This is a genomic window from Bradyrhizobium sp. UFLA05-125 (genome assembly GCF_059803515.1).
Map to the genome: position 1 here is coordinate 22260 of NZ_JBANBJ010000030.1, position 24312 is coordinate 46571.

A 24312-nucleotide genomic window follows, 5' to 3' on the forward strand; every position below is an offset into this window, starting at 1 on the left:
ACAGCAACTACGTCACAGATCTCCTCTCGAGCGCCTCGCCAAACAGCGGATCGCTGGAGTCATTCGAGACGATCTTCCATCAAGACCTCAACGGCGACGGTACGATCGGCCCTGTCGTGACAACGATCGAGGCACTTGGTGCGACCAGCCTGGTACAGGTTGGAGCCAACTATGATCTCGAGCCGGTCGGGAGCAACAGCGGACCGGAGCTGAAGTTTGGGGGGGCGGCGCTCACGGCCGGCCAGTTTGGCAGCAATTGGAGCATCCTCGGTGCAGAGGCTGTCAGCGGCGGCTACGACGTGGCCTGGAAGAATACTGCCACCGGTCTCGACAACATCTGGAGCGTCGACAGCAGCGGCAACTACGTCACAGATCTCCTCTCGAGCGCCTCGCCAAACAGCGGATCGCTGGAGTCATTCGAGACGATCTTCCATCAGGACCTCAACGGCGATGGTACGATCGGCCTTGTCGGGACGACGATCGAGGCACTTGGCGCGACCAGCCTGGTGCAAGTTAGGGCCAACTATTATCTTGAGCCGGTCGGGAGCAACAGCGGACCGGTGCTGAAGTTTGGGGGGCCAGCGCTCACGGCCGGCCAGTTTGGCAGCTATTGGACCATCCTAGGTGCAGAGGCTGTCAGCGGCGGCTACGACGTCGCCTGGAAGAATACCGCCACCGGTCTCGACAACATCTGGAGCACCGACAGCGCCGGCAACTATGTCACAGATCTCCTCTCGAGCGCCTCGCCAAACAGCGGATCGCTGGAGTCATTCGAGACGATCTTCCATCAGGACCTCAACGGCGATGGTACGATCGGCCTTGTCGGGACGACGATCGAGGCACTTGGCGCGACCAGCCTGGTACAGGTTGGGACCAACTATTATCTCGAGCCGGTCGGGAGCAACAGCGGACCGGTGCTGACGTTTGGCGGGGCGGCGCTCACTGCCGGCCAGTTTGGCAGCTATTGGAGCATCCTCGGTGCAGAGGCTGTCAGCGGCGGCTACGACGTTGCCTGGAAGAATGCTGCCACCGGCCTCTACAACATCTGGAGCGTCAACAGCAGCGGCAGCTATGTCACAGATCTCCTCGCGAACGCCTCGCCAAACAGCGGATCGCTGGAGTCATTCGAGACGATCTTCCATCAGGACCTCAACGGCGACGGTACGATCGGCCCTACTTCTAGCTCGAGCGCCGCGGATGCGCTTTCCCAATTGCTGGATCAGCATTTCCAGAATGATTTCCGTTTTGTCGACGACCTGAACGCTGGGGCGCTCGCAGCTACGCCGCCCGGCCAAAGCGATAGCTCACCACTCTATCGTGTTGCGCACGAGAGTTTCGTGTTCACGCCGACACTTGACCAAAGCGGCCTCCATCTCGGAGACTCGAGGGATGCATTTCAATTCGATAAAGGTGCTGATCTGCGATCCATATTGGCCATCACTCACGATGATACGTCCGTCATGGACGCTCCTGGTGACGCCATCAACCTCCAGCATTCTGCAATTGCGCAGTTACTAGCGCATCAAGGCAATTTTCATTTCGTCTAGGGGACACTCGTCACGGCTTAAAGGCAACCGCCTCCGTAGGAGGCAGAACGACCCAGGTCGATCCGTTAAGGTAAGACGCGGGACTGAAGCCCCGCTTAGTGATCCGGGCCGGCTTGCGCCTGCGTCTTTGGCTCATCCGGGATCTGCAGCTCCGACAGCTCGAGCCCGAAGTCGCGCTCGTAAAACCAACTCTTGTCATCCTCGACAGTCATCCGGATCGTCTGGACGCGGCGTCCGGAGATCTCCGCGAATTCCTCCGTTGTCGTGATCGAGGGTGACAGCAGGAAACCCGCACGGCCGAGGGCGGGCACGATCTGGTAGCTGGCCGGCAACCCGTCGGCGTAGACGATGTTCAGCATGACCCGCGGGGACTTGTAAAGCGCGCCAACCAGCCGCCCCAGCAACGTCGGCCGAACGTCGACGGTTGCCCAGGTACGCACCGCGGGATCGATCTCGAGGACCTGGTCGAAAGCGAACCGCCCTGTCCTGATGGGCCGCAGTGAAAACGATAGCGGCGCTGCCCGGCGCTCGTAGACCAGGAAGCGACCGGTCGATTTCAGGCGATAACGCGACCAGATCTCCGGCCAGGAGCGACCGTCGTCAGTCGATGGGTAGCGGTCGTTGACACGCTCCTCTGGCCGGATCTCGAACAGGATGAGGCGCGGAGCTCGCTGAGAGCGCAGAAAGGCGGCGTCCTGCTCGGCCAGCCTCTCGGTATGGGCATTGAGCGAGAGATAGGCTGGGCGTGGATCATAGGTCAGGCCGGGCTCGGCGAGGACGACGCCCGTCTTGCGGGGATAAACGTCGGCCGTTCCGGCAAGGCCTTCCGGCAGATCGGCGAGCCGGCGTATCTGCTCACGCAGGCGTTCGCCGCCCGTGGCGGCGTAGTCGTAGTTGCCGCTGAGCGCGCCAACCATCGACGCCGCGTGATCGCGTATCGAGTGCAGGGGCTGGAAGTTGGTCCAGCACAATACCAGGCAGCTGGCGCCAACAGACAGCGCCGCCGCGGCCCGCGACCAGGCGGAGCCGACAAATCCAATCAGCGTCGCCGCAAGCACGACCATGATCACGGACTGCTCGATCTGATTACCGCCGAACGCATGCTTGAGATTGACGAGCGAGACGCCGGCGGCGAGCGCCGTCAGCATCAGGCGGTCGAAGAGCGGCCCGCGCGAGAGCAGGCCGACGGCGACGAGCCCGGCTGCGGCCAGGTACGTCACCGCCACCGTCGCGGGCCCGTAGGGCTGCCAAAACCCCTTTGACATGGCGTCGCTGTAGCCGCCCGACAGATCCGCCGATGCCTGCAGCCACACGGCCAGGTTGCCGATCTGCTGCCCGGCGAGCAGCCAGCAGCCCAGAACACTCACGGCGAAAAACAGGCTCAGCGCCGGCACCTTCCCGCAGCGGACGTCCCGCAAACCGATCAGTCCAAAGACGCCGACATAGATGGCCGTCAGGCTGAACTTGACCAGCGCCGCGGCGCCGAGGAACGTGGTCGCTGCGTAGAGCAGCGCAGTGAGCCAGCGCGATGGCTTCGGTCCGGAAAGGGAGATTACGCCCACACATAGCGCAGGCGCGATCCACAGCGCCTCGGTCCAGCCGATCGCCCATACGGAGGCGTTTGCGAGCGCGAGCATGAGGGCGAGCGCCCGGGACCAGGCGCGATCGAAACTGCGCCACACCACGGCGATCAGGAGCGTAGCCGTTATGCCGGCGAAGACGGCGTAGAAGGCGAGCAGCGGCTTGACGTGCTCCGGATAGATCGGAAACGAGGCTAGCAGGCCGAGCGGCCCGTAAGTGAAGACAACCTCGGGTCCCCACTGCGCCCCCTGCCGCAAGAGTGCCGGCTGCGCCATCGCGAAGGCGAGATCGTCGGAGAGATCCCCGAGATTGCCGAGCAGGTGATTAAAAGGTGGCCAGGGCGGAAGGCCGACCACGCACAGGACCACCAATCCAAAAGCGAGTAGAGCCGCTGTCACCCTACCAATCACACAAATCTCCTGACCGCGATCCACCCGCTTATAACTGCGAAACCCGCGAATGCAATCGATGTAGAATTGTGTTGACACTACGATTTGCGGCGCCGGTAACTTTACTGCCCCAATCGGCGGGCGCACACCATGAGCCCCTGGCGGTTGCCGTTCCTGTGCGATCCGCGCCGGCGCTCATCATTTGAATGGGACGGGAGGTTCTTCGGCCTCCCGCTTTGTCTCAGCCCTTGCGCCTGCCGTGCGATCCCTGAATAAGTCCTGTCCACTTCGGGAGAATTGACTATTGTCACGTGAGTGCCGATCACACTTGGTCGGATCGTGTGGACGCGAGAAGGCGCACGGCTTCGTAAAGGAACTTTGGATATGCAATTTATGCGTCGTTTGATGGCGCGCTCCTCAACGGAAGAAGCGCCCCCGGCAAGACCGAACCTTGAGCATTTCGCTTGGCTTCTCAATAGCGCTCCGTCCACACCGCCGATGCCGCTTGTTCACTCACCCTCCGCAGATCATGGGAACGATCTTCCCTTGGTGGCGCGCGTGATGGCATCCTATAAACATGCGTTTGATCGGCATCGTCCGGCGACAGATTCCATGTGGGAGCGCGATCTTACGATCATAAAGAAGGAAATTCATGACGCGCTCAATGGATCGGATATTCAAGAAGCGGCAAAGCTTCTGCGCAATCCAGCCGAGACCACATTCTTCTGGGGCTTTGACGCCATCGCAAAGGCACCGCCTGGATCTGTAGAGCCACACGAGAACGTAATCAAGCAACTGAACAAATCAGAAGATTGGAAGTCGCTCTATTCGTTGTGGCTAATGAACGGGTTGACATCTGTTGCAGAAGCGCTCGGAACTCGCCGCGTTCCCTACCTCGAAACCGAGCCAGATCACGTGGGCGTGCACGAGAAGGCGGCACGAACGACTGACCAAATCCTTGATCAGATCGAGGCGGCCCTCAACGTCAATCTAGCGTTTCCGAACCCATTTCCTGGCGAACTCGGCTTACCGTCGAGCCGGGGAGTAGTTGGCTTCCGTTCCGTTCACGCCATTTATCAGGCATGGCGGATCGCGCAGATCGCAAAACAACGCCCAGACTTTAGGGTCTTGGAAATCGGCGCCGGCCTCGGGCGCACGGCCTATTTCGCAAACCTGCTTGGTGTCAAAGACTACACGATCGTCGACATTCCCTTGAGTAATGCAGCTCAGGCCTATTTCCTAGGACGCGTGCTTGGCCCGGATTCCATTCGGCTCAGTGGCGAACATGGAAGCGCGCAGATCAAGATCATGTCTGCAGGCGATATCGGACCAAGCGCCGGCCGCTTTGACCTGATCGTCAACATCGATTCGTGGACCGAAATGTCCCGCGACACCGCAGAGGCATACTGGAAGTTCGCGCGGTCGGCCACGAACACTGTCCTTTCTATCAATCACGAACACAATGACTTTACGGTCCGCGATCTATATTCAAAAGATGCAGACGTAACTGCAACTCGTTTCCCATATTGGACACGACGTGGCTACGTCGAAGAGTATTTGACCTGGTAGCTTGGAATGGCGCCCCTCTTCGGGGGCCAACCGCAGGGCGAGCGCTGAGGAATGGACGCGAGGTCCGCCGGAGTACAGAGTGCGGTATTACCTAGCTGCCGCTTGCCCCTCAGAAATTCAGCTTCTTGAATATGAACCAGGGTAGACGGGAAATGACGAAAGCCACTCCCGCCCAAAACCCAGGAAAGAAACGCGCTCCAATGTCGTTATGCGCGTTCGCCATTACATAATTTGCGACTTTTGCAGGCGAAACGGTTGGGAACAAGAGACGCTGGCCAAACGATTGTTGACTTTCGACATAGCCAAGCCGAACGAACTGAACGAGCAGGCCGGTGCCGACGGTTAGATGGCGTAGACTTTCAAAGTAGCTCTCGAGCCCCCGCTTCGCGGACGAATAAACCACGTTGGCCTTCCTTCCGCGACTGGCGGCGATCGAACCGAAACCGACAATGCGCGCTCGTTTCTGTTGCAAGAGCCGTGGCAAAAAATACGCCGTAACTGCCATCACGACGGTCAGGTTGGAATTCACGATCCTCAGCGTGTCCTCCGTATTCAGAAATCCGACGTCGTCTCGCCGCGATGCTCCAATCGGAAAATAGAGCTCGTTGATCTCACCGAACTTCGAAGTGGCCGCCGCAATCCGGTCCACACAATCCGGCGGAACGCTGGCATCAGTGGCGACCGTTTGCACCTCGACGCCGTGGACCAATCGAAGATGGGCGGCGAGCGTATCGAGATCCTGCGCATCGGTTGCCACCAAAAGCAATGCTGTACCACGCATCGCAAGTGCGTCGCAGAGCGCCCGTCCTACACCCGCGGATGCTCCAACTACCAGCGCCCTCACAGGCCCAACCTTTCCGACAGGATGGAACGAAATAGGCGCTTAGGGTCGAGCGCATGAAGCATGCTGCGGAATCGATCGGCTTCGGGATAGCAGGCGTCGACCACAGCGCGGGGCAAGCGCGAATCCTTGATGATATTCGGCAGACCGCGAAGCGCGATGACCCGCTCGTCGAGAAAAGCCATCAACCGATCGGCGGCTTCACCGGCTGGCACATTCAAGGCGAGGCAAATGCCTGTCCCGGTAAAGCGGAGCAACTCCCGCGTTCCTACGAATGCCTTCGCCGATGACAATGTGATCGGCAGAGGACGTTCACGGACGTAAGTTCGAACTGATTCGACATAGTCCTCAATTGCCTCGTCAGGAAGGATCGCCTGATACTCCCGAAAGCCCGCGGCACCGAAGAGTTGAAAATATAGCTGCGTTTTGTGAGCCGGAAAAAGCGCATCCTGCAAGGAAATGACCTGCCCCTGTAAAGTAGACTTTTGCCGCCGTCGAAACTCCAGGTTAAGGCCGCGGGCTGCGATCGCACCGATCAAGGAAACTGGCCAGCGACCGCGGCTTTCGGATGACAGCACTGGCGGTTCGTCGTCCGGCACGGCCAATGCGCCACCCTTGTCGACGAACCTGCCCTCAAACAAATAGCCGCTTCCAAAACTGGCCTTCGATGACGCCATATCGTGCCATGTATAGGCAAAATCGGCGTCGCGCGCGGCGAGCCGAAGGCGATCGAATCCTTCTGCGGCATTGGCAAACGGCACGGCGCGCATTTCGACCCAAGTCGCCGGCGCCGGTGAGGCACGAAGCCGCGCCCGGATGATGTGTCCTGTAAGTCCGTAACCACCGCAGGTCAGCCGAAACAGGTCCGGATCTTTCAGCGGAGATAGCTCGAGCATCCCGTGGGACGGATGCAGCAAGGTTATCGACTCAAGCTGGTTGATAAACGTGCCATCGCGACTCTGGCTCTTGCCGTGTACATCGGCGGCAATACATCCTCCCACCGAAATTCGGCCGTGCCCCGGCTGAATCGGCAGATAGAGCCGATGTGCGGACAGGAAGCGGTGCAGTGCATAGAGCGAGATGCCTGTCTCGACCTCAACGACATGGCTCGCGGAATCGAAATCCGTCACGCGATCGAAAGAACGGTGCGAGACCGATAAACCATCTTGCAGGAAGCTTGCCGCTGCATAAGAAAGCCCAGAACCTCGCGAAATGCGCGGTGTTTCCGTCAAATCGCTCCGCCAATAGCGATAGCGATCTGGCTGCTGCAACTGCCCCCGAGCACGAATGCGACCATCGAAACTGACGAAATCCTGGTCCGCCCGCGGCGCGTCGGATACCTTGGATGGCGCGACCTGCCCGCTCGGACCAGTCACCACGACCGCGCCTTCAGCGCGTTGAGCTTGGACGGCACGCCCCAAAACGCCATCGGCTCGTAATCGGGATAGGGGAAGTGACCGCGGCGTAGTTCAATCTGACTTGATCGCAAGCGCCGATGCTGTGACACCAGATCCAACACCGAGATCGGCGTTCCACTGCTGCAGTTAATAACACCATTGCAGGCCAATGGCATCTCAAGAGCCAATGCGAAATTCTCGGCCACCGCGTTGATTGGCAGATAATCGCGGAGCTGATCGCCTGCGGACATATTGAAGAACGGCGCGCTTCCGTCAATTGCGCGATCGAGGTGCGCGAGTAGGCTGTTTGGGTTTTGTCCCTCGCCATACATGTAGAACAGCCGCATCCATTGCAGGGTGAACGGCTTTTGCTGCTGCAAGAACTGCAGAGATTTCCGCAGAGAGTCCTTGGCAAAGCCATACGCCGTGATCGGCGCGGTTGCGGCTTCTTCGGTTAGTGGCCCGTACTGCATGCCATATTCAAGGCAGGTGCCCGCCACCATGATTTGCGACACACCCGCATCCACGGCTGCTTCCAGAAACGCCAAGTCAGCAGGGAGATTGCGGCCGAGGTGAAAGAAGTCGCGATAGTTCGGTAGACCGGGCCAAGCCAGATGGATCAGCGCAGCGGGCCGAGAATCCCCAGAAAGTAGTGGTCGGAAGTCGCGGTGAAGGTCGCAAGAGACAAAGTGGACCTGCGTAAACCATGGCATCGATCTTGCTTTGTCGGCATCGCGGGCGACGGCGGTGACGGAATGACCTTTGGCGAGCAGCGCGCTGACGACGTGCCGCCCGACAAACCCAGTTGCGCCCGTCACCAGAACCTTCACGGCAGAACCTTAAGTTCCGGAACGGCGATGACGAATTTGCTGCCTGTTCCCAAAACCTGCTTCTGCTGCTGGACCACCTCGTCGGCGATGTTCCAGGGAAAGATGACAACCCAATCGGGCCTAACCTTTGCAAGTTCGGACGGCGGCAGAATAGCGAGATGATTGCCCGGCATATAGCTGCCTTGCTTTGAGATCGCGGCATCGCAGACGAAACTCACGAGGTCGTGCTTGACCCCCGCATAGTTCATCAGCGTATTCCCCTTCGCCGCAGCACCATACGCCGCGACCGATTTACCTGCGCGCTTTTGGGCAATCAAGAATTCGACAAAATCATCTTTGACCTTGTCCGCCTTCTGCTGAAATCCCTTGTAAATGGCTAGGTCACACAAGCCATAAGCATTCTCCTTCTCCAGCGTATCCATCACGACAGACCGTGTCTTCCGCGGGTCGCTTTCGTGGCATCCGTAGATGCGCAGGCTACCGCCGTGGGTCGGTAGCTCCTCCAGATCGAAAATACGCAGCCCTGCCTTTGCAAATATGCCAACGACGGCGGTTAAGGAAAGATAAGAAAAATGCTCATGATAGACCGTATCGAATTGGTTGAACCTGATCAGGTTCAACAGATGGGGAAACTCGAGGTTGATCGTACCGCCCTGTTTGAGTGCGATCCGAAGGCCATCCGTGAAGTCGTTGATATCAGGCACGTGCGCGTAGACGTTGTTACCGCATATCAGGTCGGCCCGTTTGCCCGCTTCCGCTAGCTCCGTCGCCGTCGCCACGCCGAAGAACTTGCGCAGCACGGGAACGCCAATTTTTTCCGCTGCGTCGGCTGTGCTGCTGGTGGGCTCGACACCGAGGCATGGGATCCCGGCTGCAACGAAATTCTTCAGCAGGTAGCCGTCATTGGAGGCGACCTCGATTACGAAACTGTCTCGGTTCAACTTGAGGATGTCAGTGATCTTCTCCACGTAACGCGCCGCGTGCTGCAACCAACTACGCGAGGTCGAGGAGAAATAGGCATAATCGCGAGAAAACAATTCATCGGCCGCCGCATAGTCCTCCGTCTGGACCAACCAGCATTTGTCGCAGACGTAGAGCCGCAGCGGGAACGTCATCTCTGGCGCTCGCAACTGGCTCGCCGAGAGATAGGCGTTCGATGGAGGAGCGTGACCGAGATCGAGAAAAACGTGTTCGAGTTCATGATGGCAATGACGACATTTCATACCGCTATTCCTTCGAAATTCTTGTCGAGAAGCGGATGATGGAGGTCCCTCTCGGACAGGTCGGTCGGTGTCAGTGGCCAATCCACGCCAATCATCGGATCATCGAAGCGAACTCCGCCTTCTGCTTTAGGGGCGTAAAACGCGGTATGCAGATAAAGCAGTTCGGAATCCGGCTCTAGCACCTGGAAGCCGTGGGCACATCCTTCCGGGATGACCAAGGCACGGCGATTTTCTGGCGTGAGTTCGAGCGACGTCCATCTTCGGAACGTTGCCGAACCCTTACGCAAATCGACAGCAACGTCGAACACGCGCCCCCTAAGGCAGCGAACAATCTTCATTTCCGCATGTGGAGGGAATTGAAAATGAAGCCCCCTGAGCGCGCCCACGCTTCGGGTGACGGATTGATTCATCTGAACGATCGATCGCGATCCGATGATGTCCTGTTGCTCGCGCGCGCAGAACAGCCTGGAGAACCTTCCGCGCTGGTCTTGGTTGGCCATGCTCTCGGCAACCCAGACACCCTCGATGCCGGTCTGCTCGAGCTTCATGAGGCCTCCCCCTCGGCCCACGCCAGCTTCCGAGCGTTAGCGCGTGCCACATAGCGCGCGAGTTGCGCACGGCTGAGGACGTCGCCTCGTTCGAGCCAGGCTCGATACCATTCGGCAGTGGCACTTACACCTTCGTCGAAGGTCCACACTGGCTGCCATTGCATTCGCTGACGGGCCTTGTCGCTATCGACCTGAAGCAGATGCGCTTCGTGCGCTTGAGCCTGACCGGGGTCACACCATTCCGCGGCCGGCCATTGCCGCTTGATTGTGTCGAGGACCTGCCGAACTTGGCGGTTGCCTTCCCGATCGGGTCCGAAATTCCAGGCCTCGGCAAATGTGGAATCGCGTCCGATCAATTTCTGTCCGAGCATGAGATAACCCGATAGGCACTCGAGCACATGCTGCCAGGGTCGCGTTGCCGTTGGCGACCTGATCTCTACGGGCCTACCGTGCTGGATCGCTCGAACCAAGTCCGGAATCAGACGATCTTCCGACCAGTCGCCACCGCCGATCACATTGCCAGCGCGCGCCGTGGCCAGCAGTGGTGCGTCAGGCGAGTTGAAGAATGATTTCCGGTAGCTTGCGGCAACCAGTTCGCACCCAGCCTTGGACGCGCTGTAGGGATCATGCCCTCCTAGACGATCGGTCTCTCGGTAACCCCAGACCCACTCGTTGTTCTCGTAACACTTATCGGTAGTCACGACGATGATCGCGGCAAGGCGCTTAGCCTCACGACATGCCTCGAGCACATTTGCGGTCCCCATGACATTGGTGGCCCAAGTCTCAAGGGGCGCGCGATAGGAGCGGCGCACCAGTGGCTGAGCGGCCATGTGGAACACGACCTCCGGATCAGACTCCCGTATCTGATCACGTAGCGGTCTCTGATCGCGAATATCGATGAAATGCGACTCGATATCGAGGTTTAATTGGCCGAAGTGGTGGGGATCGGTCTCCGGCGGAAGTGCGATTCCCGTGACCTTTGCGCCTAGCTCCTTGAGCCACAGGGTCAGCCAGCTTCCCTTGAAGCCGGTATGTCCAGTAACCAGCACATGGCGGCCGTTGTAGATATCGCCGAACATCATCACCAAATCTTCCAGGGCGCCTTTCCTGACGACCACAATTCCTCGAGATGATTTTTATCGCGAAGCGTGTCCATTGCCTGCCAGAAGCCGCTGTGTCGATAGGCGGACAATTGGCCCTCGGCAGCCAGCCGCTGCAGGGGTTGTTGTTCCCATACGGTGTTGTCACCGTCGAGATAGGAAAGCACACCAGGCTCGAGCACGAAAAAACCGCCGTTGATCCAAGCGCCGTCGCCAGCCGGTTTTTCTTGGAAATGGTGAACCGTCTCGTTTTCGATGAGCAGCGCACCGTAGCGGCCAGGTGGCTGGATCGCAGTCACCGTCGCCAGCCGCCCAGCCTCACGATGCTTGGCGATGAGTTCCGAAATATTTATGTCCGCCACACCATCGCCGTAGGTAAAGCAGAACGACTCGTTGCCCAGATAGGGCGCGACCCGCTTCAGGCGACCACCGGTCATGGTGAGTTCGCCGGTATCAACCAGCGTCACGCGCCAAGGCTCGGCGAACTTTTGATGTATCTCCATGCGATTTTCGCGCATGCTGAACGTAACGTCGGACGTATGCAGGAAGTAGTTGGAGAAATACTCCTTGATGACGTAGCCCTTGTAGCCAAGACAGATCACGAAATCATCGATTCCGTGCTGCGAATACATCTTCATGATGTGCCAGAGAATTGGCTTGCCGCCGATTTCAATCATCGGCTTTGGCTTGAGGTGGGACTCTTCGCTGATCCGGGTACCCAATCCACCGGCGAGAATGATCGCTTTCATCTTGTCTCCCAGTCAATTCGAGAGCGGAACCACCGCGAATGCGCCGGCGGCATAAGGCGTTGCGTCCAGATGTATGGACCAAGCAAGTCCCTTTATTGGGGGCAAATGCCGAAAACCCTTATCGGCACGCCCGGCCAAAATCAAGGAAATCTGGGCCATACTGGATAGACCCCCACCCCCGCCGCAAAAGGAGAGCCCGGCGCGGCGCGAAATCGTGACGTCAGGTACCAACCAGCCCCCCGCGGCGCCGTTCTCGTTCACGACACTGCCACCGAACCTTGGACGTGCGTGTATCGGCGATTCACGACATAGTTTGGCCGCCCGAGGCCATTCTTGTAGGATCGGGCCACGTAAAGCGCCGTGAACGCCGCGGTAAATCCGAAATACGTGCAGCCGCACAACAAGTTTAGCAGCAGCAGCCACGGGCTTTGGGTCAAGATGTATGCAGATCCCAATATAGCTGTGAGCAGGAGCCACCACGGGAGCGCATAGATTGGCAAGCGCAAGGGTAATGTGGTCGATGACAGGATGCCGGCGATAGCAAAGATCGTCATTCCCACGAGATTGTAGTTTGTCTTCCCGGCGATGCGGCGTTGTCGCTTGTACGGTAGACCGATCCGTTTGTAGCCGATCCGCGAGATCGACGCACGGATGAACGGGAACGAGTTGTGATCGTTCACAATGGCGTCGCGAACTTCGGAAGTAAGCAACGAGAACTCGGCCATGTACAGGATGATATCTTCGTCCGCCAGCAACCGCACGACATGGTAGAAAAACTTGCGTAGCGCCTTGACCGGTCGAGCCTCCTCGCGATCGACTCGCGCGCCATAGACGATGTCGAAGCCCTTCTCATAATAGCTTACAAAATCCAACAGCATTTCGGGCGGGTCTTCGCAATCGACGTCGATAAAAGCGATCACCTCGCCCTGCGCGTTGCGCAATCCGCACTCCAGCGAACGCTGGTAGCCGACATTGGCGCTCAGCGTGATCACATAGACAAAGTCATATTGAGCGCGCAGCTTGCAAATTTCGGCATAAGTCCCATCCGTTGAGGCATTGTTGAGAAACAGCAGCTCGACGCGATAGTGCGCCGAAAGCTGCTCGATGACCGGCAGCATCCGTGCGAAGAACAACGGAACGACAGTTTCCTCATTATAGACAGGGCAGGCAATCGTAATGCGCGGTAGCGGCCGATCGTTGTTCACTTCGCATACTCCGTCGTCAATTCCATGACGAAACGCCCATGCTGCGCTTCGCCATCATCTGATAGCAATACTGGCTGACCGCTGCTCTCGACGGGTTCATAGAGCGGCAAACCGAGGGCGGTAGAGGCTTCGCCGGTGCCCGACAAAGCCAACTCGTAGGTCCGCCCCTTGCTGGTCGCGACATAGGGAATTTTGAGGATTAGTGGTTCCCAATCCCGCGCCCCGCCGGCTTCGATATCGCCGCGCGCGAGCGGCTCCTGGCTTCCGACTTCCGACAGCTGCCAACTCACGATGCCCCTTGTCGCCTTGCCATTTGGCGTGACGAATTTCAAAGATAACCGCTTGAGGCCGTCATCGGTGGCGACGAAGCGCTGCTTGACCGTCCGCGCGGCCGACAAATACACGGGCTTGCTGAATCGGCCTACTGGAGATTGCGCTCTAACATAGGCCCGATTGCCGTAGGGCCCCAGTTCGAGCAATTGAAGCTGGCGTTTCAGGTAGGTCACCGCTTCCGGGTTAGGATGTATGAAGCGATCCTCAGGAACCGGATCGAGTCCCCAGACATAAGCCTGCGCTAGACTGCGGTTGAATTCGTGTGCGTCGGCATAGACTCGCCATGCCCGGCCGTAGCTTACGAACGCCGCGCAGGCAAAGAGGCCTGCCAGCACAAAGACGATACGGCGCGCAAGTATCGAGTGGGCTTGTTCACCCCACCATCGATGCGCCAGAGCGGCGCCGACATAATAAACCTGACCGAGCAACAAATAAGAGCCGAACATGGTGTAGCGGCTGGCATTTCCGTTGGCCACGCCGTACTCGTCAAAAGTGGCTCGCGCCCAGCCCGTCGCGACTGCCGACAGCATCGCAAAACCCGCGAAGCCAAACAGAACCATCGCAGCCGGATGGCGCTTGCGCAGTCGCGGCAACCCATCCAGGCTCAGCACTGCGCAGGACGCGAGCAGAATGCAGCCGCAGATTACGTTGGTCGCGATCGAGATCGGCAAGTGGAACATACTGCGATATGGAAACCAAAGCAGTCCGCCGAGGGGAGCACCAAGATATGTCAGAAAGAATTCCAGCAGTTCCAACAGGCTTGGGTGCGTCGGACTACTCTCCATTTGCATGCCCGGCAGATAGCAAGCCGATGCAACGAGCAAATTGGCCACCCAAAACACGGCGAACCGGTCTGGCCGCATTAACTTCGCCGCGGACAGCTGGAATGTGACGATGATAGCGACGAAAGCAAAAAAGCCATTGGTCAACGTAAACGCCGCCAGCCAGCAACTGAGCGCCGCAACAACATGGCTGCTCCAAATCTCTGGCCGCGTAAACACCAATAAGAAGCTCAGCGCGATGAAGAAGTTGGTGGCGTCGAGCTGAAACATCATCGACCACCAGTGATTATTGTGGCCGACTGGCGAAAACAGGATGAGCGAAACCGACAGCAGCGTGACCGGAAACACCGCGTTCGCTTCACCGATCAGACGGCGCGCCAACAGAACGAAACTGGCAAACGTCCCAAAGATTGACAGATAGAGATAGATGTATTCCGACCGGACATCCCAATCTGTCGCAACAGCGTTCATTAGCATCACCAGTCGATAGACGAACGGTCTGGTGTGATTGTGAGGCGCCCAAAGACTTGAGACGTGAAAATTGCCCTCTCGCCAGGCGGCAATCCAATGAATGAGCTCGGTATGATCCCAGAATGGTACAGTGATCGCGGAATACTGGATTGCTAACAGCAGATAAACCGCCGGCACGGCGCTGAGAGATATGAGCAGCCAATATCCTGCTTTGGGAGATACCAAAGATCTTGAGGTCATCAGTCAGTGTTTCCAGGTGAACGGCCCGCATCGGCCTTTCAAAGACCGAAGTTGCGAGACCTGCCATAGCGGACAAGCGCGCGGGAAGCGGCGGAGTTTTGGTCTGCCGGCTGCCTCGCCGCGTAATGCAGTTTCAACGCTGTTAGCGTACGACCACGAATCAGAGGCGAGAAGCCCGCAGTCCAGCCTCCCGCTGCAAGTCCCGCACTCATCTGCCACACGATCGTCGCGTGATTTGTTCCCGATGGCAACGGCCACAGCCCTGCCTGTTTAAGGGCCGCGACACGGAAAAACGCCAGCGCGGCGCCGGGCAGGTCCACCGCCTGCGTCTTCAATGCCGACGAATATGGCCCGCCGTCTGTGGCGGTGCGGCCTATCCAGGGTCCCTCCAGTTCGCCGCTCGTGTTTCTCATATAGCACCCATCGACGATGACGTCGTCTGCATTGACGACGTTGCCGCCAAGCACGCCTACGTGCGGGTGCAGCTCAAACAGACGCGTCGCCTCAATGAAGACACTTCTGCTATCGATGGACACACCATCACTGGCGAACACCATGATCGCATCTTGATCACAAGATATCTGGCCGCCCGCAAGTGCGTCGCCATACCAGATAAACTCAGGCAGATCGCCTGGCCGCCGCTCGATATAGAGTTCGCGCGCACCGCGGCTCTCGGGCCAATCGGCAATCGCAAAATTCCGCGGGTTCGCGCAGTGCGCTATCTGTCTTTCAAGAATGTATCTGACCGATTCCAGCTGACGCGCGTCACCTTCGGAATTGTTGGTGGTCGAGCCGCTGTGCTGCCGCCAATGATAGAGAATTTCAGGAACATGTTCGATTCGTCCGCCCATGTTCGCGATACGGGAAACGCTGTCCCAGTCCTGGCACCAATTCGCTCTCACGTCGCTATAGACTTCGGCGGCAATAGCAGCTTCGCGCTTCATGGCGCAGAGATGCCAGATGGTAGAATTGTCCAGCGATAGCAACGGATCATAAGCTCCCCGCAGATAGGGCGCAGCCGGCCGGCCCGCGATGAGAGCGTCCTCGTCCGAAAACAGGAAATCGGGACGCCCCTTCTCGTCGATCTGGTGAGCTAGGATCTGAATGGCATCATCAGTGATTAGGTCGTCGGCATCGACTGGAACGACATAGTCGCTTGTGGATGCCTCGAGCCCACTGCGCAGCGCCGCAACAATTCCGATTGCTTCGGGCTCGACGATCACCTGCGCACCCCAATCGCTTTGGGCACGCTGATGGATCCTCGCGAGCGCGGCCTCGGGCATCGGTCCATTCACGATCAACAGCCATTGCGAGGGTTTCAGAGTCTGTCGGCCGATCGAGCGCGCTAACTCGTCGAGTAGATCAAGGTCACTGCCACTGTAAACCGGCGTCACGATTGAAACCGTCGCTGGGTTGGCCGGCGTCGGGTAGCGCGCGTGGCGCATCCTCAAGTCGGTTGTCAGCCAGTCTTCATATCCGAGTGTGCGCTTCTGCAGGGCTCGCAGGTGGTCAAGGCGCTCCTGATCCGAAACGGCGACATAGGCCGTGTCGTGGGTCAAACCGAGTCGCCGCGAGTAAAACCGCGTCTCAGGAACCTGTGACCAGAACCGCGACAACCAGTGCGCGGTATCAGTCTTGGAAGCGACCGCCGCGTCGGCTCTCTCTAGGCGGCCAACCATGAATGGCGAATAGACCACTCGCTTGCCTGCCTCTGCTGCCATCGCCCCGAGCCAGGGACCGAGCATTTCCATCCCAACGGCTTCGCGCCGCATTTCAACCAGGCACTGCCTTAGAAACGATGTCCTGACCACACAATGCGCCGTAGAAACCGCCGAAACCGAATGCGCCTTCCACATGCGCGCGCCTTCGCCGGGGTCGGTCAGCGGGCGTCCCCGCTCCGGACAATCGCAGCCGTCGCCGAAGCCGAAAACGCGTGGGCCATCGACGATCACGGAGCCATCATGTAACCGGCCGCCGACCATCACCGCATCGGTGAACAATTCAAGGAGCGCCATGGCGTCCCAGCGCCACTCATCGTCGAGCGGCAAGACGTCGGGCCATCGCAAATGGATCAGATCACTGCCGATCCCATCGACGGCATCAGCGAGATCAGCAAGGCTTCCGCGCCCCAACACAATCGCGGTTGGATCCTCTACCGCCTTCACCGCGTCATTCGCTGCGCCAATCACAATCGTTTGGATCGATTGCTCATCCGTTCGCTTTCGCCGAAACCACCAGTCCACATTGTACTGGAACAGCGGACTGTTCACGAGTTCGATGTTCGTTGCGCCGGAGCGATCCAGAAACCTCTGCAGTGTCCGACGGTGCGACTCGGTAATGTACGACTTCGATTCGATGTTTCCGGATGTCGATGCAGTGTGCATCCGCCAACTGTAAAGCACTTCCGGAACATGCTTCGGCTCTTTGCCGGCGAGCATAAAACGGATGAAGCTGTCCCAGTCGTGACAACCTTCGGCAGAGTTATCGCTGTACAAGCTAAGCTCGATTGCCAGTTCCCGATCGATGGCACAAAGGTGGGCGATGTAGCATGAGTGAACGAACAGCACGGGATCCCAATCCGGCTTGAAATACGCCGAAGGAAATCGCCCGGAATCCAGCTTGTCTTCATCGGTGAAGAGCAGAGCGGGATAATTGTGATCCTCGATGAATCGAGTGAGAACGTGGACGCAATCGGGCTCAATTAAATCGTCGGAATCGAGCGGCAGAATATAACGACCGGACGCCCGCTCGAGGCAGTACCGCATTCCACCAACGATGCCGAGATTGTTATCAACACGCTCGAGCCGCACGCCGGGATATCGCGCAAGCCTTGCGAGGGCGTGGCGAGTCCCCTCCTCTGTGGAGCCGTTGTCAAGGATCAGCCATTCGAAATGCGCCCCCCCGTCCTGAAGAAAAACGCTATTGCCAAGTTCTTCGAGAAACCGAGGGTCGGTATTGTAGGCCGTGGTTACGAACGAAATCAGGCCGGGCGTCTGGTGGTACGTTCCATCCGAGCGACGACGAGCGAGGCTCGTCTTGCGATATACTTCATAGTCGCTCTTCGGCGAGTACGGCAGGCCTGGCGCAGCAAACTGCGTCATTTCCTGCACGGACTCGCGGATGCCCTCGAGCCGCGCAATCAGTTTCGAAGCTATTCCGCTTAGGCTCTGATCCCAGTCAGTTGGTAGTTCCATCGCGCCAGAGGGATCGTAACTCGGTAATCCGCAATTAATCCGCCCTGCTGCATTTATAACGGCCTGCCCGACGCTTTCAGCAGTAGGCTCCGCAACGATGATATTAGGCGAGAACGCCCGCAGGCGCTCCGCCGTCTTCACCGAAAAGCTGTTGGTGACGACCAGCTTCCCCGAAGCAGCCATTTCCAATGGCGGATAGCTCGGATGGGGCGACAACATTAGCGATAGCATAAGATCCGCGGTACGGACGCGTTGGGCATATTCATCAAAACTCATCCATGGCAGCGGATTGAGCATGACGCCTTCGCCGAGCGCAATCGGCGGAATCTTTTCGCCCATCGCCCACACTTCCCAGTTGTCTTTGTCGATGGCGCCAGACGCGACCGCCCGACGCAGCGCGACTAGACCAAGTTCGAACAGATTGCGGCGGGCTATGCTTGGTCGCGCATAGAACAACAGTACTTTCTTGCCAGATGGTGGAGAAGCGACGGGAAAATAATGGCCGCGATCGAGAGCCGGATTGAACCATAGCGCATCGGCCACAAACCCAGGATCTGCGAAGCGTCCGGCGCCTTCCTGGACCAAATGATCGAGCAGGAGTCGAGTATTGATCACTGGGATATGCGGCAGACCGTAGGTTTCGAACGCGCGCGCCTGAAGGGTGGAACCTTCGTGTAAAATCGGCTCGAAATCCTGAATCAGGTAAATGAAAGTCCTGTTGACGGTCTTAGCAACAGCGTAAGTCGCAATCTGCGCAGTCCACCATGCAGTTGCGAAAAATACGTCGCGAATGCCGATCGAGATCGGTTTGGTGCGGTTGAATCCATCGACGATCTCAATACGATCCCTGTCGACCGGCCGGTTTAGTAACCTCTCCATGTACGGGAACAAGGCGGCATCTTCACCCTCCAGCGGCGCATCGCACGCAATCAGCCGAATGCGTTCCCCGCGCTCCGCTAGCATGGATGCGAGCAGCAGCGCGGTGATGGGACCGCCGGACATGTGCTTGAGGCGGAGGCTCGGCAACAGCACGTTGACGGAGGGGCGAACGGCGAGGTCGTCGGCCACTTCGAAATTGAGCGGAGGGCTCAGATGATAGCCTGGCACCTGCGAAAGGAGCTCAGCGTCCAGGGTGTGGAGGGCGGCTTTCGGGTTGCCATCCTGGAGCACACTTGAATAGACGTCGAAGGAACTGATCAGCCCACGGTCACGAATATATTGCCCGATAGCGCGACCCAGCTGGGTCTGCCTCATGTGCTGTTGATAAAACGCCAAACCGCGCCGCAGAACGAACTTACGAAGACGTTCGGCTGTCGCCGAATTGCCATTTGAAAGGGAGCGCCTGAGCGACTTCACGCGCGCGCCCAGTATCGGACGAAGACTGGAGATCCGGGAGGCATCGAAGTCCAGATTTCGCACGCCACTTAGAAGGCGCCGTGGTGCTGCCATCATCCGCCAACTGGTCGATCTTAGAATTTCATCCAGCCGATTACTTAGCTGTTCGCTTCTCTGTGTGAGATCCGAGATTACCTCGGCTGACGCGGCGAGATCGCGCTTGAGACCCGAGATGATATCGGTTGACGCGGCCAGGTCGCGCGCCATCTCAGGGAGCATCTGGTCGGGCGACGAAGATAGATTGCTCCAGATATTCTTGGTCTGGTCGAAGATCGGGTCCAGTTTGTACGGAGTGCCGTTCCATTCCTTGTTGGCAGGAAGAACCAGCTCCGCGCGGCCGGAAATGACGCGCAGACCGAGGCCGTTCTTCGCAGCGGCCGATTTCCTCACGACGCACATCGAATTGATAAATTCGACCGAATGAACCAGCGCTAAGGTTTCTTCATCTAGCCCGCAGCCGTATTCCTCGAATATGCCGCGCAAAACTTCGCCACGGGCCTCGGGCACTCCCCAATGCTCATGGTTGATGACATCGGCAAGGCGTTTGAAAAAACGGATCGAGGAAAAGGGATGGTAGAGTCCGCCTTCGAAGCGATCCCAGTAGCTGCAATGCAAATCTTCGGCGATGAAGAGGCCGTCCTCCGAAAGATTCGGAAAATAGAGAGCGAAGGTCTTGACGATATCGGTGGACAGATGTGAGCCGTCGTCGATCACGATGTCGAACTGTCCCGACCGCTGCAGAATCGACTGCTGCGTCTGCGGATCATTCGCATCGCCGATGACCACGCCGATGCGCGGATCATCATACGTCAGTACCTTGCAATCCTGATTGATGTCACAGCCGACGATCGCTTCTGCATTCGGAAAGAATTGAGACCAGATCTCGAGCGAACCGCCGTTCTGGACACCAATCTCAAGCATCCGAACGGGACGATCCCGTATCGACGAGAATAGGCGATCATATTCATCGAGATAGAGCGACCACTTGTCGGACATCTTTCCGGTGTGGCTGGCGTAGAGTTCGTGGAGCGTCCGTTTAATCATTCTTAACCTGCAACTCGACCCGCTCGAACGGAATGCCGACGAGTCCGTAACGAACCTTGCTTGAAGCGACGTTGACGATCAGCGCGTCATGCATCCAATGATGCTGGATGTTGTCATGGCGGTCCCCGTCTGCGAGGGACGCCATGACGGCATACTGCCCGTTCGGGAGCATCGGTAACCGGAACTCGAACACGCCTTCAAAGATCGTGTCCGGCTTGATGCGTACCGGTAACCGGTCAGTGAACGGAAAGGTATTCTCTCCGAATAGGTCCTGCCCCAAACGGTCGCGGATCAAAAATCCAATGACGGGCTTGTCGAGCGGACCATGTGCTTTGGCGCGGACAGTCATGCGAACACGCTCGCCGCCCTCGTAGACCCCCTCGGGACCGGCAGACAATTTCGTCAAAGAAACCGACTGAATTTCGGCGCGGCCGGTCTTCCAGCCGGTAGCTGCCTTGGTATTGTCCTGTACGCTGGCCACGGCGCCATAATCCACGATTGGGGCCGTGTGAGGGTCCACTACCGATGTTTGAGACGGCTGGTCTGACGCAACCGAGATCAACTTGGCTTCTTCGCCGTAGACTTCCTGGAGCGTGAACTGGAGGTAGCTTTCGGAAACCTCTCTGGACTTGCCGGTCATCTGGACCCGGCCGTGCGATAGCCAGATTGCCGATTCACACAGGTTCTGTACGGCAGCGGTATCGTGGCTGACGAACAGCAAGGTTCCGCGCTTTTGAAACTCCCTGATGAACCGCATGCATTTTTGGGTGAACACCGCATCCCCGACTGCGAGTGCTTCGTCGACCAGGAGAATGTCGGCGTCGACATGCGCAATAACCGCAAACGCCAGACGGACATACATGCCGCTCGAATAGGTCTTGACCGGCTGCTCGATGAAGTCACCAATATCGGCAAATGCGGCGATCCGATCGAAACGTCTGCCGATCTCGGCCTGGGTCAGACCGTAGAGCGTCGCGGCCATGTAGACATTCTCGCGCCCAGTGAATTCCGGATGGAAACCGGCACCCAATTCCAACAGAGCAGCTACGCGACCGTTGACCTTAATCATGCCGCCGCTAGGATTCACGGTTCCGCAGATCATCTGCAGCAGGGTCGATTTTCCACTGCCGTTGCGCCCGACAATGCCAACGGTTTCGCCCTTCTTGACCTCAAAGGAAACGTTTCTCAGAGCCCAGAATTCACGAAAATACTGCTGCGGCGGCTTGCCAATCATCGTTCGCAGCCGCGGAAGCAAGGACTGCTTCAAACGATCGTGCGGCTTGTCGTAGATCTGGTAGCACTTGCTGAGATCCTCCACCTTGATCGCAGTTTCCCTAGAGGACATCGGCGAACCCTCGACGAGTCTTCTGAAACCACACAAAACCACACCAAGCGACGAGGGCGCCGCCCAAAAGATAGACCAGGTACATCGACGAGTCTGGCGCCTTCCCCCAGAACAACACGTCCCGCGCCTGCTCGATCGCGGGCGTCATAGGATTGAGGAACAGAAAACTACGATAGTTCTCCGGAAACGCATTCACCGGATAGAAGATCGGCGACAGAAACATCAGAACCGTAGTGACCATGCTCATGAATTGCGCCACGTCGCGCAGATAGACGCCCAGTGAGGCAAGGAACCAACTCACCCCAAGGATAAAAAGCAACAGCGGCAGCAAGACCAACGGAATCAGCACAATGGTGAAGTGCGGGACCCCAAACAAGACCAAATACGCAATCAACCATACGCACAGGCTCACCGCACCATGGAAGATCGCCGAGCCGAGCGCGACGCAAGGCAGTATCTCCAGCGGGAAAATCACCTTCTTCACGTAGTTCGGGTTGCTCAGGATTAGGCTAGGCGCGCGATTGAGGCATTCCGAGAACAGCGTGAATACAACCAGTCCGGGAAACAGCACCATCGCAAACTCAGTCTTCGAGTCGCTCGCGATATTCCAGCGCATCTTGAAAACCACGCTGAACACGAAGGTGTAGATGACGAGCATCAGGATCGGATTGAAGAATGACCAGAAGAGGCCAAGCACCGATCCGCGATAACGTCCGACCACTTCCCGGTGCACCAGAGCGGCTATTAGGCCGCGCCTGCGCCAAAGGCTCGTCAGCATGTTCAGTGGAACAATTGAAAAATCTTGCATCGGTCAAGAACCGCTGCGGCATCGGCTCGCAGCTTTCAAGCATTCCTGCTGAGCAGGCTGTCCGAACCGCCGAAGACGCCGCGGCGCTCCATCAGGCCGCCCGCTTCCTGCGACGCCACGACTAGCGCACCCCGATCCCGGGGCCGTCGCACCGGTGGGGAGTGATAGCAATTGCGCATGACAAATGTTCGCGCGAACGACGTGCATTCATCTCTCCAGGAAACTGCGAATATCGATTCCAGATCGATTAAGCTATTGGAATGTCAGTTGGAACCCACCGAGGCAGATCGAGGGGGCTTGTTTACCAACGTGCGCCACGCTGTACAATCAATCGCGCACAGATTGTTGGTAATATCGTACCTGAGAGATCTGCCCTATTGCACTCGGCTGGGACCTGCCGGTTGAGGTGGGCTTCTGCCGTCGCCCCAAGTCATTATCGTGAACGCACGCCTCTCGGCCGCATTCATGTTCTGGAATGCGCGAGTCTGGTTATCCTTGACGAGAAGATTGTGCTGGTCTCCAAGGCGAAATGTACCGCTATCGCCCCATTCCTCCATCGCGTACGCGCGCCCGTTAACCCCCACCACCACCGCTTTCATGCCACGCCGAAGAATTTGCTGTGTGAGCCCGTCCGGACCGTTCTCAAACAGGTATGAATCGTTTTTGGTTTCGAGCGAATCGGGCAGCACATCGAGAAAGAGCTTTCGTTCAATCATGAAAGCATTCGTTCTGATGTGTGGATTTGGAAACACCTTCATGTCCTTCAGGCGCGCCAGCGCGCCGCCGGGGCCGATCTGATTGGCCCAGTAGGCTTCGAATCTGTCATCCAGCGTTTGGTCGCAATTGGCGCGCGACGAGCGTGCGGAGAAATAGGAGATTGCGATAGACACCAGTTTGGTCGCCAACCATTTCGGTAAGCGCCTTCTGATCGCCTGCAGCAATCGCAGCGTGCCGGCCGGATTTGGAATCCCCTTGCTCTGAAGCAGCCACCACCCCTTCTGAACGTGCTTCATGCTACTCAGAGGGCTTTCATAGGAACCGGTGGCTCCGGCGATTCCGACCTCGCTATCGGCAAACGCCGAATCGAGCTTGCGCAGCCAGCCGTCCGCCGCGATTTCCGAAAATGTGTTAAGGAAAACCACGCGACGATGCGGAAGCTGGGCGGCAGCGTCAGCATAGGCAGCGATATCGAAGCTGTCGTCCGACAGCGACACGGAATGGGGAAATGCACGCGCCAAGGTATGGTCGAGCGCAGTTTTACGAGATGGGAAACCTTTTCGGATAACCACACGATCATGCGCAATCCCGGGCGAATGACGCTCGAAGGACTCGATGAAGTTCATGACCGGTCTTGTTCCTTCAGCATAGCGCGCCAGATAGATGACGGCCAAATCGCTGACAAATGTCGACCCCTGTCGCGGAACGACGCTGTCCTTGCCAGTGAATCTGCGAAACATCATGGATGAGAGTTACGAGACGACAAGATGGGCCTCATACGGCCTCAGCGAGGTCAACTGACGTATCGCCGACAAGCGCTCTTTCCCAGAGCCGCGCCAAGACGCCCCAGCCGATCTCTATCTGCAAAGCCCGGCGGAATCCAGAGTTGTTTCCAGTTTGCTGCTGACAGCTCACCCCCCACGTGAGCACCGTGCGTAGGCGAGCCAGCCCGGATATCGACGGCCACATCCAAGATGGCACCGCGCGAGGCGACGGAACGTACC

15 protein-coding genes and 2 pseudogenes are annotated in these 24312 nt (G+C 58.0%); 2 read left to right on the forward strand and 15 right to left on the reverse strand.

The genetic code is table 11. The annotated features are described in order from the left end of the window. Positions 1 to 1547 (forward strand): annotated as a pseudogene (locus SO156_RS24375) (NF038122 family metalloprotease); the annotation flags it as partial. 95 nt (positions 1548 to 1642) lie between these two features. On the opposite strand, the gene SO156_RS24380 reads toward SO156_RS24375, so the two are convergent. After that, positions 1643 to 3538 carry a hypothetical protein gene (locus SO156_RS24380; protein WP_498536504.1) on the reverse strand — a complete coding sequence of 632 codons (1896 nt, stop codon included), beginning with the start codon at positions 3536 to 3538 and terminating at the stop codon, positions 1643 to 1645. A 363-nt stretch (positions 3539 to 3901) separates the two neighbouring features. On the opposite strand from SO156_RS24380, the gene SO156_RS24385 reads away from it, so the two are divergent. Beyond that, a complete protein-coding gene (locus tag SO156_RS24385) occupies positions 3902 to 5086 on the forward strand; it encodes a putative sugar O-methyltransferase (protein ID WP_498536505.1) in 1185 nt (394 codons plus the stop codon). A 109-nt stretch (positions 5087 to 5195) separates the two neighbouring features. Here SO156_RS24385 and SO156_RS24390 read toward each other — a convergent pair whose 3' ends face one another. The 14 genes and pseudogenes from SO156_RS24390 to SO156_RS24455 form a co-directional block, all read right to left on the reverse strand. Next, positions 5196 to 5930 carry an SDR family NAD(P)-dependent oxidoreductase gene (locus SO156_RS24390; RefSeq protein WP_498536506.1) on the reverse strand — a complete coding sequence of 245 codons (735 nt, stop codon included), beginning with the start codon at positions 5928 to 5930 and terminating at the stop codon, positions 5196 to 5198. Next, a complete protein-coding gene (locus SO156_RS24395) occupies positions 5927 to 7306 on the reverse strand; it encodes an FAD-binding oxidoreductase (RefSeq protein WP_498536507.1) in 1380 nt (459 codons plus the stop codon). Before SO156_RS24395 ends, SO156_RS24390 begins: the two co-directional genes overlap by 4 nt. Further along, positions 7300 to 8154: an NAD-dependent epimerase/dehydratase family protein gene (locus SO156_RS24400; protein WP_498536508.1), complete on the reverse strand. Its 855-nt coding sequence runs from the start codon at positions 8152 to 8154 to the stop codon at positions 7300 to 7302. Before SO156_RS24400 ends, SO156_RS24395 begins: the two co-directional genes overlap by 7 nt. Beyond that, on the reverse strand, positions 8151 to 9377 hold the full coding sequence (locus tag SO156_RS24405) for a methyltransferase domain-containing protein (RefSeq protein ID WP_498536509.1): 1227 nt from the start codon (positions 9375 to 9377) through the stop codon (positions 8151 to 8153). The genes SO156_RS24400 and SO156_RS24405 overlap by 4 nt, the downstream gene beginning before the upstream one ends. After that, entirely contained in the window at positions 9374 to 9925 is a 552-nt protein-coding gene (gene rfbC / locus SO156_RS24410) for a dTDP-4-dehydrorhamnose 3,5-epimerase (RefSeq protein WP_458149485.1), read from the reverse strand. Before rfbC ends, SO156_RS24405 begins: the two co-directional genes overlap by 4 nt. Next, positions 9922 to 11007: a CDP-glucose 4,6-dehydratase gene (gene rfbG, locus SO156_RS24415; protein ID WP_498536546.1), complete on the reverse strand. Its 1086-nt coding sequence runs from the start codon at positions 11005 to 11007 to the stop codon at positions 9922 to 9924. Before rfbG ends, rfbC begins: the two co-directional genes overlap by 4 nt. Continuing rightward, positions 11007 to 11774, reverse strand: coding sequence for a glucose-1-phosphate cytidylyltransferase (rfbF, locus tag SO156_RS24420; RefSeq protein WP_498536510.1), 768 nt, complete (start codon positions 11772 to 11774; stop codon positions 11007 to 11009). The genes rfbG and rfbF overlap by 1 nt, the downstream gene beginning before the upstream one ends. 257 nt (positions 11775 to 12031) lie before the next feature. After that, positions 12032 to 12979: a glycosyltransferase family 2 protein gene (locus SO156_RS24425; protein ID WP_498536511.1), complete on the reverse strand. Its 948-nt coding sequence runs from the start codon at positions 12977 to 12979 to the stop codon at positions 12032 to 12034. Next, the gene (locus SO156_RS24430; RefSeq protein ID WP_498536512.1) at positions 12976 to 14805 is read right to left on the reverse strand and encodes a hypothetical protein; all 1830 of its coding nucleotides are present in this window, start codon (positions 14803 to 14805) and stop codon (positions 12976 to 12978) included. Before SO156_RS24430 ends, SO156_RS24425 begins: the two co-directional genes overlap by 4 nt. Before the next feature lie 38 nt (positions 14806 to 14843). Then, a complete protein-coding gene (locus SO156_RS24435; RefSeq protein ID WP_498536513.1) occupies positions 14844 to 20438 on the reverse strand; it encodes a rhamnosyltransferase WsaF family glycosyltransferase in 5595 nt (1864 codons plus the stop codon). Next, positions 20431 to 21783: an ABC transporter ATP-binding protein gene (locus SO156_RS24440; RefSeq protein ID WP_498536514.1), complete on the reverse strand. Its 1353-nt coding sequence runs from the start codon at positions 21781 to 21783 to the stop codon at positions 20431 to 20433. Before SO156_RS24440 ends, SO156_RS24435 begins: the two co-directional genes overlap by 8 nt. Next, on the reverse strand, positions 21773 to 22591 hold the full coding sequence (locus SO156_RS24445) for an ABC transporter permease (protein ID WP_498536515.1): 819 nt from the start codon (positions 22589 to 22591) through the stop codon (positions 21773 to 21775). Before SO156_RS24445 ends, SO156_RS24440 begins: the two co-directional genes overlap by 11 nt. Before the next feature lie 374 nt (positions 22592 to 22965). Further along, complete coding sequence (locus SO156_RS24450) at positions 22966 to 23934, reverse strand: hypothetical protein (RefSeq protein WP_498536516.1); 969 nt, start codon at positions 23932 to 23934, stop codon at positions 22966 to 22968. Between the two features lie 236 nt (positions 23935 to 24170). Further along, positions 24171 to 24296, reverse strand: a pseudogene (locus SO156_RS24455) (dTDP-4-dehydrorhamnose 3,5-epimerase family protein); the annotation flags it as partial. Positions 24297 to 24312 lie beyond the last annotated feature (16 nt).

Coding starts and splice junctions, on each gene's coding strand:
- SO156_RS24385 (WP_498536505.1), top strand. CDS start 3,902: ATGCAATTTATGCGTCGTTTGATGGCGCGCTCCTCAACGGAAGAAGCG.
- SO156_RS24405 (WP_498536509.1), bottom strand. CDS start 9,377: ATGAAATGTCGTCATTGCCATCATGAACTCGAACACGTTTTTCTCGAT.
- rfbC (WP_458149485.1), bottom strand. CDS start 9,925: ATGAAGCTCGAGCAGACCGGCATCGAGGGTGTCTGGGTTGCCGAGAGC.
- rfbG (WP_498536546.1), bottom strand. CDS start 11,007: ATGATGTTCGGCGATATCTACAACGGCCGCCATGTGCTGGTTACTGGA.
- rfbF (WP_498536510.1), bottom strand. CDS start 11,774: ATGAAAGCGATCATTCTCGCCGGTGGATTGGGTACCCGGATCAGCGAA.
- SO156_RS24430 (WP_498536512.1), bottom strand. CDS start 14,805: ATGACCTCAAGATCTTTGGTATCTCCCAAAGCAGGATATTGGCTGCTC.
- SO156_RS24435 (WP_498536513.1), bottom strand. CDS start 20,438: ATGATTAAACGGACGCTCCACGAACTCTACGCCAGCCACACCGGAAAG.
- SO156_RS24440 (WP_498536514.1), bottom strand. CDS start 21,783: ATGTCCTCTAGGGAAACTGCGATCAAGGTGGAGGATCTCAGCAAGTGC.
- SO156_RS24445 (WP_498536515.1), bottom strand. CDS start 22,591: ATGCAAGATTTTTCAATTGTTCCACTGAACATGCTGACGAGCCTTTGG.
- SO156_RS24450 (WP_498536516.1), bottom strand. CDS start 23,934: ATGAACTTCATCGAGTCCTTCGAGCGTCATTCGCCCGGGATTGCGCAT.